This is a genomic window from Rhodovibrio sodomensis (assembly GCF_016583645.1).
Lineage (GTDB): Bacteria > Pseudomonadota > Alphaproteobacteria > Kiloniellales > Rhodovibrionaceae > Rhodovibrio > Rhodovibrio sodomensis.
This window is the reverse complement of the sequence record NZ_NRRL01000156.1, coordinates 1-9,385: the sequence shown is the minus strand read 5'-3', so window position 1 is coordinate 9,385 and position 9,385 is coordinate 1. Positions and strand designations below refer to the sequence as shown.

Genomic DNA, 9,385 nt, shown 5'->3' with positions numbered 1-9,385 from the left:
GGTCAGATCCTGGCCGCCGGCCACGCAGTCGCCGCCCGCCCACACCCCGGGCATCGAGGTGGCGCGCGCGGCATCGACGCGGATCCGGCCGCGCTCCAGCGCGATCGTGTGGTCGCCGGCGTCGAGCGCGCCGTTGGCGCCCAGGCGCTGGCCGATCGCCTTGAAGACGACGTCGGCCTGCAGGGTCAGGGTCTCGCCGGTGCCCGCCAGCCGGCCGTCGGCGGTCGTCCGGGTGTACTCCAGCTCGAGTCCCGAGACGCCGTCCGGGCCGCCCAGCACGCGCCGCGGCGCCAGCCAGTGCTTGATCGTGACGCCGGCGGTCTGGGCGTGCTCCTGCTCGACCCGGCTGGCGTTCATCGCGTCCGCGCCGCGGCGGTAGACGATGGTGACGTCCTCCGCGCCCAGCAGCTTGGACTGCACGGCGATGTCGATCGCGGTCATGCCGCCGCCGATCACCACCACCCGCCGGCCGACCGGCAGGGTCGACAGGTCGCGCGCCTGGCGCAGATCGGCGATATAGTCGACCGGGTCGAGCGCGCCTTCCAGGTCCTCGCCCGCGACGCCCAGCGCGTTCACGCCGGCCAGGCCCATCCCAAGGAAGACCGCGTCGTAATCGCGCCGCAGGTCGGCCAGCTGCAGATCGCGGCCGAGCGCCCGGCCGGTTTCCAGCGTGATCCCGCCGACCTCCAGGATGTAGGCGAGTTCCCGCTGGGCGAAGTCGTCCACCGTCTTGTAGGCGGCGATGCCGTACTCGTTCAGGCCGCCGCCCTTGGGCCGGGCGTCGAACACCTTGACCGTGTGGCCCAGCACCGCCAGCCGGTGGGCGCAGGCGAGGCCGGCCGGGCCAGCGCCGACGACCGCGACCGTCTTGCCGGTCGGCTCGGCCCGGGCGAACAGCTGCCGGCCGTCGGCGAACAGGGCGTCGGTGGCGTGGCGCTGCAGCCGGCCGATCTTGACCGGCTTGCCCTCGCTCGCCACCCGCACGCAGGCGCCCTCGCACAGCGTCTCGGTCGGGCAGACGCGCGCGCACATGCCGCCCATCACGTTCTGCTGCAGGATCGTCTCCGCCGCACCGATGTCGTTGCCGGCGGCGATCTGGCGGATGAACAGCGGGATGTCGATTTCGGTCGGGCAGGCGTGCAGGCAGGGCGCGTCGTGACAGAAATAGCAGCGCGCGGCCTCGACGGCGGCCGCGTGCTGGCTGAGCGGCGGGTAGGCGTCGGCGAAGTTCGCCGTCAGCTGGTATGGGGCCAGCCGGCCCGTCGCGACGTCCCGGGTGCGCGTGCTTTTCGCCAACCGTACCTCCCGCCTGAGCGGCCGGGCGCGGCTTGGAGCCGCGCCGGCCTATGGTCCGACCCGCCGGCGTAACCGGCGGCAAGGCGGTATTGACGCAAAACCTGATCGATCGGTCAAGTTTCTCCGGACGACCCGACGGGGCCGCCGGTGCGCGTCCGGGCCGGGGTGGACAGGCGGCCGGAAAAGGCTTGCAGTGCCGCCAGGGCGCGGACAACCTGTCGCACGGGGAGGCGGTTCGGGGCGCGCCAACCGGTCCAACCGCGCAAAATTGAACGATACGGAGATTGATGATGAAGAAGCTCGCCGCGGCGCTGGCGGTGCTGGGCACGGTCGTGTTTTCGCCCAGCCCGGGGTCGGCCGAGCCGGTCAAGATCGGCATGGTGATGACGCTGTCCGGCCCGCCGGCCGCGCTCGGCGAGCAGGTGGTCGACGGCTTTCGGCTGGCGCTGGAACAGCAGGGTGGCCGGCTGGGCGGTCGGGAGATCGAGCTGATCGTCGAGGACGACGAGCTCAAGCCCAACGTCGCGCTGTCCGCGGCGACCGCGCTGGTCGAGCGGGACCAGGTCGACATCGTCGTCGGCACGGTGTTCTCCAACATGGTGCAGGCGATTTTCCGCCCCGTGGTGGAGAGCGAGACCTTCCTGATCTCGCCCAACGCCGGTCCGTCGACCTTCGCCGGGCGCAACTGCAGCCCGTACTTCTTCGTCACATCCTACCAGAACAACCAGAACGCCGAGACGATGGGCGCGTACGCCCAGCAGGCGGGCTACGAGAGCGTCTTCATGATCGCGCCGAACTACCAGGCCGGGCGCGACAACATGGACGGCTTCCAGAAGCACTACGAGGGCGAGATCGCGAACCAGATTTACGTCCCGCTGAGCCACCAGGACTTCTCCCCGCAGATCGCCCGGATGGCGACCAGCGACGCCGATGCGGTGTTCGCCTTCATGCCGGGCGGGCTTGGCGTGCGCTTGGTCGGACAGTTCCGTTCCGCCGGCCTGGCGGACCAGATGGACTTCATGTCCGTCTTCACCACCGACGAGACCACCCTGCCGGCGCAGAAGGACGACGCGCTTGGCTTCAAGGCGGCCGGCAACTGGGCGCCCGATATGCCGAACGACGCGAGCCGGCGGTTCGTGGCGGCGTTCGAGGCGAAATACGGCTATGTCCCCGGCGGCTACGCCATGCAGGGCTACGACACCGCGATGCTGATCGACAGCGCGCTGGAGAAGACCGGCGGCGTGGATGACCAGGACGCCTTCCGGGAAGCGCTGCGGGCGGCGGACTTCACCTCGCTGCGCGGCGACTTCGCGTTCAACAACAACCACTACCCGATCCAGGACTTCTACCAGCTGAAGGTCGAGCAGCGCTCGGACGGGGCCTACATCACCAGCATCGAGCAGAAGGTGTTCGACGACTACGAGGACAGCTTCGCCGACCAGTGCCAGATGTAGGACGGGCCTCTTGGCCGGTGACGCGGCGTTTGCGGACGCCCGTGCCGCCGGCCGCAGCTAACCGAGCGTATCGATGTCCACCACCCTCCTGCTGATCCAAGTGCTGAACGGGCTGCAGCTGGGCGTGATCCTGTTCCTGATCGCCGCGGGCCTGACGCTGGTGTTCGGGGTGATGGGGTTCATCAATCTGGCCCACGGCGTGCAGTACATGATCGGCGCCTACCTGTGCTGGGCGCTCTACCAGGTCACCGGGAGCTTCCTGGCGGCGCTCGCGCTGGCGCTGCCGGCCGCGCTCGCGCTGGGCGTGCTGCTCGAGGTGCTGGTGTTTCGTCACCTGTACGACCGGGATCACCTGGTGCAGGTGCTTGCGACCTTCGGCGTGATCATTTTCGTCAACCAACTGGCCGAGGTGCTGTTCGGCCCCGCCGCGCTCAGCGTGCCGCCGCCCGAGCTGCTGGACTGGTCGTTTCCGCTGATCGGCGGGATGCGCTACTCGGCCTATCGGATCGCGCTGATCGGGGCCGGGCTCGGGGTCGCGCTGGGCCTGTGGCTGGTGATCGCCAAGACCCGGGCGGGCATGCTGATCCGGGCCGGGGCGACCAATCCGGACATGGTCGACGCGCTCGGCGTCAACGTCCGCCGGCTGTTCCTGGTCGTGTTCGCGTTCGGCGCCATGCTGGCGGGCTTCGCCGGTGTGATGGCCGCGCCGGTCTTCTCGGTCCAGCCCGGGATGGGCGACAACCTGCTGATCGTGGCGTTCGTCGTGATCATCATCGGCGGCATCGGCTCGATCCGCGGGGCGTTCGTCGCTGCCCTGCTGGTCGGGCTGGTCGACACGGTCGGCCGGACGCTGGTGACCGACGGGCTTAGGCTGATGATGGACCCTTCGTCGGCCAATCAGATCGGACCCGCGCTCGCCTCCATGCTGATCTATCTGCTGATGGCCGGCGTCTTGTTCTTCAAGCCGCGGGGCCTGTTCGCCGCCGGCGGGGCCAGATGACGGCATCCGCCCTGTCCGCCGCGGCCGACGGTCGGCCCGCGGGCCGCCGCTGCGCCGTCGGGATCGCGCTTGGCATCTTCGTGCTGCTGGCGCTGACCCCGCTGCTGTCGCAACTCTACGGCGGCGGGTACCTGACGACGCTGGCGATGCGCGCGATGATCCTGGCGATCGCGGCGATCTCGCTCGACCTGCTGATCGGGCAGGGCGGCATGGTGTCGTTCGGCCACGCCGCGTTCGTCGCGCTCGGCGCCTACGCCTACGGCATCGCGATCGACGAGGGGGTCTATTCGATCTTCGCGATCCTGCCGGCCGCGTTCGCCGCCGCCGGCCTGTTCGCGCTGGTCACCGGGGCGATCAGCCTGCGCACGCGCGGCGTCTACTTCATCATGATCACGCTCGCATTCGCGCAGATGCTGTACTTCGCCATGGGATCGCTGTCGCGCTACGGCGCCGACGACGGCCTGACGCTGTGGAGTTCGGCCGACGTCGCCGGCACCGGGCTGCTGAAGTCGGACACCGGTCTGTTCCTGAGCATCCTGGCCGCCCTGGTCGGGGTCTGGCTGCTGGTCAACCGGATCGCCGTGTCGCGGTTCGGCCGGGTGCTCCGGGCCGCGCGGCAGAACCCCACGCGGGTCGCCACGATGGGCTACTCGGTGTTCCGCTATCGCCTGACCGCCTATGTGATCGCGGCCCTGATCGCCGCGCTGGCGGGCGTGTTCTGGGGCGCGCAGGCGAACTTCGTATCGCCGGCAATCGGCTCCTGGCAGCGTTCCGGCGACCTGATCGCGATCGTCGTGCTGGGCGGCATGGGCTCACGCAACGGGGCGCTGATCGGCGCGCTGTTCCTCGTGTTCATCGAGGAGGTGCTGTCCGGGATCACCCACGACTGGCGGCTGATCTTCGGGCCGATGCTGGTGCTGATCGCGCTCTACGCCCACGGCGGACTGGCCGGCTGGATCGAACGGCTGCAGGGCCCCCGGCGGAGTGGCGGCGGATGACCGATCCGGTGCTGGAGATCGATCGCCTGACCAAGAGCTTCGGCGCGCTGTGCGTGACCGACGACGTGACGGTCACGCTGATGCCGGGGGAATGCCACGCGCTGATCGGCCCGAACGGGGCCGGCAAGTCGACGCTGGTCCATCAGGTGTCCGGCCTGGTGCGGCCCGACCGCGGCCGCATCCTGTTCCAGGGCCGCGACGTCACCGCGCTCAGCCAGCATGCCCGCGCGCAGGCCGGGTTGGGCAGGTCGTTCCAGATCACCTCGATCATCCCGGAGTTCACCGCGCTGGAGAACGTGGCGCTCGCCGCCCAGGCGCGGGCGGGCAAGTCGTTCCGCTTCTTCCGAGACGCCGGCCGGGAGCGGGCGTTGAACGAGACCGCGCGCGCCTGCCTGGGACAGCTCGGCCTGGGCGACCGCGGCGACCTGGTGGCGGGCGAGCTCAGTCATGGCGAAAAGCGGCTGTTGGAACTGGCGATCGCGCTCGCCGGCGCGCCCAAGGCGCTGCTGCTGGACGAGCCGATGGCCGGGATGGGCCGGGCGGAGAGCGCGACGCTGACGCAGACGCTGCTGGGCCTGAAGGCGCGCTACCCGATGCTGCTGATCGAACACGACATGGAGGCCGTCTTCACCCTTGCCGACCGGGTGTCGGTGCTGGTCGCCGGGGCGATCGTGGCCACCGGTACCCCGAAGGAAATCCGGAACAACCCGCAGGCCCGCGCGGCCTATCTGGGGGAGGCGACCGCGTGAGCGCGCCGCTGCTGTCGGTCGAAGGTCTCGCCGCCGGCTACGGCGCGGCGCAGGTGCTGTTCGGCGTCGACCTCCAGGTGCGCGAAGGCGAGGTGGTGACGCTGCTGGGCCGCAACGGCATGGGCAAGACCACCACGATCCGCGCGATCATGGGCCTGATCCGCCCGTGGCACGGCCGGGTTCGGGTGCGCGGGCGTGACCTGACCGGCGCGCGCCCGCACCGGATCGCCCAGGCCGGCCTGGGCCTGGTTCCCGAAGGCCGGCAGGTGTTCCCGACGCTGAGCGTGGAGGAGAACCTGATGGCGACCGCCAGCACGGGCCGGGGCCGGGCGCGCTGGGACCTGGCGGGCGTCTACGGCTTCCTGCCGGCGCTCAAGCAGCGGCGCGACAATCTCGGGTCGCAACTGTCCGGCGGCGAGCAACAGATGCTGGCGATCGGTCGGGCGCTAATGACCAACCCGGCGCTGCTGGTCCTGGACGAGGCGACCGAGGGCCTGGCGCCGATGATCCGGGAAGAGATCTGGGACCGGCTCGCCCGGCTCAAGGCCGACGGCGAGGCGATCCTGGTGATCGATAAGAACCTCGCCGCCCTTGCCCGCCTCGCCGACCGCTACGTGGTCCTGGAGAAGGGCGAGGTGGTCGCCCGGCTGGACGCCGGCTCGGACACGGTCGATCCAGTTCGCGCACTGGAACACCACCTGCACGTCTGAGCGGGTGCCGCGGCGCATTCGGGACCCCGCAGGGCATCGCAGCAAGTCCCCTCTCCGACACAGCTGGAGGAAGGGGGACCCAAGCCGCCACGGCGCCGCTTGCTCTAACTGCTTGAACAGAGAGCAGGATTCAGCTGAAGGCGGGTTCGCCTTTCAGCATCTTGCTCTAGAAAATCCGCGGCGCGGGCGTGTAGATGCCTTGGCCGTCGCGCGCCTCCAGGGCCTGCAACGTGCGCTGGATCGCCGGCTTGAACCAGCTGATCAGGCGCTTCGGGCCGACCGTCCAGAACAGGCCGAGCTGCAGCGCCCGGTCGATCTCGGCGAGTTCGGCGACGCCCTCGGCGGCGGCGTGGCCGGCTTCGTTGACGACCGCGCTGACGGCGCGCAGCGCGATCAGGCCCGGGGCGTCGGGGACCTCGACCAGCGCGATTCCCTCGTGGCCGCCGGTCTTGTGCAGCTCCCGCTTGGTCGCGGTGTCCAGGCCGGCGGCCGCGAACGCCAAGCTGGGCCGTTCCATGAACGGCGCCGGCGCCACGTCCAGCAGGGCCAGGCCGTTCGGGCCCGCGCGCTCGGCCGCCGTACGGCCGTCGGTGGTGGCGATCGGGCAGACCTGCGCCAGCAGTTCCATGAACGGGCCGACCTCGTTGACCGCGTCCGGGGTTTCCGGGGCCGACCGCGGGTAGCTGTGGAAACCCTCGCCGCTCTGCCGGCCGAGCTTGCCGGCGCGCGCCAGCTCGGCGAGCCGCGGATCGGGGGCGAAGCGCGCCGGTTCGCCCAGCGCGCGCCACAGCCGCTCGGCGTGGTCGGCCGCGACGTCGGTGCCGGCGAGGTCGATCCGTTCGAACGGGCCCAACGGCGCGCCCAGCGCGGTGCTGAGGCAGGCGTCCAACTGGGCCGCGTCGGCCAGCCCTTCGCCAAGCATCCGCCCGGCTTCCAGGACCAGCGGCTGGCTGCACCGCTCGACGATGAAGCCCGGGCTGTCCGCCGAGCGCACGGCGATCTTGCCCAGGCGCATGGCGAACCCGTTCAGCGCGGGCCAGGCGGTGTCGTCGCAGACCACCTCCAGCACCCGGGTGCGCGGGACCGGATCGACGAAGTGCAGGCCGGCCAGATCCGGCCGCCCGGCCGCCCGGCCGAGCGCGCTCACCGACAGCGTGCGGGTGTTGGTGGCGAGCCGGGCCTGCGGCGCGGCCTCGGCCAGCGCGCGAAACACTTGGGTCTTGGCGTCGAGGTCTTCGGGCACCGCCTCGATCGCGAGATCGACGTCGCTCAGGTCCGCAAGCCCGCCCAGCGTCAGGCTGGCGAGCGCGCGGTCGCGGTTGGTCGCGCTCAGACGCTCGCGCCCGACCGCGCGGTGCAGGGCGGCCTGGATGGTCTGCCGCGCGCCTTGGGCCGCGTCGGGATCGCGGTCGACCAGCACGGTCGGGAGTCCGGTCAAGGCGCAGACCTGCGCGATCCCGGTGCCCATGCGTCCGGCGCCGATCACGGCGACCCGCCGGATGGCGTGCTCGCTCATCAAACCCCCGCTCAGCCGTGCGCGGCTGCGTTAACTGCGCGGGCGGTATCGCCGCAGAGGGGGCCGGCGGTCAACCGGCGGCGCCGACGGTCAGCTTGTGCGGGAGCCGTCCGGGCGCCGCAGTGCCGCGGGGCCTATTGGAACGCCTGCAGGCCGGTCTGGGCGCGGCCCAGGATCAGGGCGTGGATGTCGTGCGTGCCCTCGTAGGTGTTGACCGCCTCCAGGTTCATGACGTGGCGGATCACGTGGTACTCGTCGGCGATGCCGTTGCCGCCGTGCATGTCGCGCGCCTGCCGGGCGATATCGAGCGCCTTGCCGCAGGAATTCCGCTTCATCAGCGAGATCATCTCCGGCGTCTCGCGGCCGTCGTCGATCAGCCGGCCCAGCCGCAGGGCGCCCTGCAGGCCGAGCGCGATCTCGGTCTGCATGTCGGCCAGCTTTTTCTGGATCAGCTGGGTCTGGGCCAGCGGCTTGCCGAACTGCTGGCGGTCCAGGGTGTACTGCCGGGCGGCGTGCCAGCAGAACTCGGCCGCGCCCATCGCCCCCCAGGCGATCCCGTAGCGCGCCTTGTTCAGGCAGCCGAACGGACCCTTGATGCCGGCGACATTGGGCAGGAGGTTGTCCTCCGGCACGAACACCTCGTCCATCACGATCTCGCCGGTGTCCCAGGCGCGAAGCGAGAACTTGCCCTCGATCTTCGGGCTGCTCAGGCCGTCCATGCCGCGCTCCAGAATGAAGCCGCGGATCCGGCCGTCGTGCGCGTCCGACTTGGCCCAGACGATGAACACCTCGGCGATCGGGGAGGAGGTGATCCAGATCTTCGATCCCGACAGCGAATAGCCGCCGTCGACCTGCTTCGCGCGCGTCTTCATCGACGCCGGGTCGGAACCGGCGTCCGGTTCGGTCAGGCCGAAGCAGCCGAGCCACTCCCCGCGCGCCAGCTTGGGCAGGAACTTCTGCTTCTGGCTTTCGCTGCCGTAGGCGTGGATCGGATGCATCACCAGCGACGACTGCACGCTGAGCGCCGAGCGGTAGGCGCTGTCGACCCGCTCGACCTCGCGCGCGATCAGGCCGTAGGCGACATGGTTGACGCCGGCCCCGCCGTAGGCTTCCGGGATCGTCGCCCCGAGCAGGCCGAGTTCGCCCATCTCGTTGATGATCGCGCGGTCGGTACGCTCGTGACGGTTCGCCTCCAGGACACGCGGCATCAGCTTGTCCTGGCAGTAGTCCCGCGCGGTGTCGCGGATCATCCGCTCCTCGTCGCTCAGCTGTTCGTCCAGCCGCAGCGGATCGGCCCAGTCGAACGCCGGCTTGGCCTGGGGCTGCTGATCGGTCTTGGGCGCGGGATCGGCGGGCGTCATGGCGGGTCCTCCGCTTGGGGTCGTGTGGCGTCGCGATGGACGCTGACTCGGGCCGGCGCGCGGGGCTACCGCGCGCACGACGGCGACCAAGTGTCTGGGCCGAGAGTATAACCGCGCTGGGTCGGGGCAAGCCAGTCCGGGGCGCCTTGAGGCGTGGCCCATCGCGGGGCGCTTAGGACGCCACCGACGATAATCGCTACGTTTTCGTTGGCCTTGGTTTGATGGTGTAGTTCCACTCGGGATGGAAGGAATCGCCGGTGATGTCGAGGGTGGCCATGTCGGCGTTGGAGACCTTCAGGCC

Annotated in this window: 8 protein-coding genes; 5 read left to right on the top strand and 3 right to left on the bottom strand. The window is 70.5% G+C overall.

Annotated features, from left to right (window positions below; translation table 11 throughout):
• The coding region (locus tag CKO28_RS25280) for an NAD(P)-dependent oxidoreductase (RefSeq protein WP_200343811.1) at positions 1-1,296 on the bottom strand (1,296 nt) is incomplete at its 3' end.
• A gap of 290 nt (positions 1,297-1,586) precedes the next feature.
• On the opposite strand from CKO28_RS25280, the gene CKO28_RS25275 reads away from it, so the two are divergent.
• The 5 genes from CKO28_RS25275 (at position 1,587) to CKO28_RS25255 (ending at position 6,207) form a co-directional block, all read left to right on the top strand.
• A complete protein-coding gene (locus tag CKO28_RS25275; RefSeq protein ID WP_207168930.1) occupies positions 1,587-2,750 on the top strand; it encodes an ABC transporter substrate-binding protein in 1,164 nt (387 codons plus the stop codon).
• A 73-nt stretch (positions 2,751-2,823) separates the two neighbouring features.
• Positions 2,824-3,750, top strand: a complete 927-nt coding sequence (locus CKO28_RS25270) for a branched-chain amino acid ABC transporter permease (RefSeq protein ID WP_200343807.1) — start codon at positions 2,824-2,826, stop codon at positions 3,748-3,750.
• Positions 3,747-4,748, top strand: coding sequence for a branched-chain amino acid ABC transporter permease (locus CKO28_RS25265; protein WP_200343805.1), 1,002 nt, complete (start codon positions 3,747-3,749; stop codon positions 4,746-4,748). The genes CKO28_RS25270 and CKO28_RS25265 overlap by 4 nt, the downstream gene beginning before the upstream one ends.
• Entirely contained in the window at positions 4,745-5,497 is a 753-nt protein-coding gene (locus CKO28_RS25260) for an ABC transporter ATP-binding protein (protein WP_200343803.1), read from the top strand. The genes CKO28_RS25265 and CKO28_RS25260 overlap by 4 nt, the downstream gene beginning before the upstream one ends.
• Positions 5,494-6,207, top strand: coding sequence for an ABC transporter ATP-binding protein (locus CKO28_RS25255; protein ID WP_437127657.1), 714 nt, complete (start codon positions 5,494-5,496; stop codon positions 6,205-6,207). The genes CKO28_RS25260 and CKO28_RS25255 overlap by 4 nt, the downstream gene beginning before the upstream one ends.
• A 166-nt stretch (positions 6,208-6,373) precedes the next feature.
• On the opposite strand, the gene CKO28_RS25250 is transcribed toward CKO28_RS25255, so the two are convergent.
• Together CKO28_RS25250 and CKO28_RS25245 are read right to left on the bottom strand one after the other, a co-directional pair.
• Positions 6,374-7,723, bottom strand: a complete 1,350-nt coding sequence (locus tag CKO28_RS25250) for a 3-hydroxyacyl-CoA dehydrogenase (RefSeq protein ID WP_200343801.1) — start codon at positions 7,721-7,723, stop codon at positions 6,374-6,376.
• A 134-nt stretch (positions 7,724-7,857) separates the two neighbouring features.
• Positions 7,858-9,084 (bottom strand): acyl-CoA dehydrogenase, encoded by a 1,227-nt coding sequence (locus tag CKO28_RS25245; RefSeq protein ID WP_200343799.1) that lies wholly within the window; start codon positions 9,082-9,084, stop codon positions 7,858-7,860.
• Positions 9,085-9,385 lie beyond the last annotated feature (301 nt).

What these genes read in the sequence shown, in the direction of transcription:
- CKO28_RS25265 (WP_200343805.1), top strand. Translation starts at nt 3,747, where the DNA reads ATGACGGCATCCGCCCTGTCCGCCGCGGCCGACGGTCGGCCCGCGGGC.
- CKO28_RS25245 (WP_200343799.1), bottom strand. Translation starts at nt 9,084, where the DNA reads ATGACGCCCGCCGATCCCGCGCCCAAGACCGATCAGCAGCCCCAGGCC.
- CKO28_RS25250 (WP_200343801.1), bottom strand. Translation starts at nt 7,723, where the DNA reads ATGAGCGAGCACGCCATCCGGCGGGTCGCCGTGATCGGCGCCGGACGC.
- CKO28_RS25260 (WP_200343803.1), top strand. Translation starts at nt 4,745, where the DNA reads ATGACCGATCCGGTGCTGGAGATCGATCGCCTGACCAAGAGCTTCGGC.
- CKO28_RS25270 (WP_200343807.1), top strand. Translation starts at nt 2,824, where the DNA reads ATGTCCACCACCCTCCTGCTGATCCAAGTGCTGAACGGGCTGCAGCTG.
- CKO28_RS25275 (WP_207168930.1), top strand. Translation starts at nt 1,587, where the DNA reads ATGAAGAAGCTCGCCGCGGCGCTGGCGGTGCTGGGCACGGTCGTGTTT.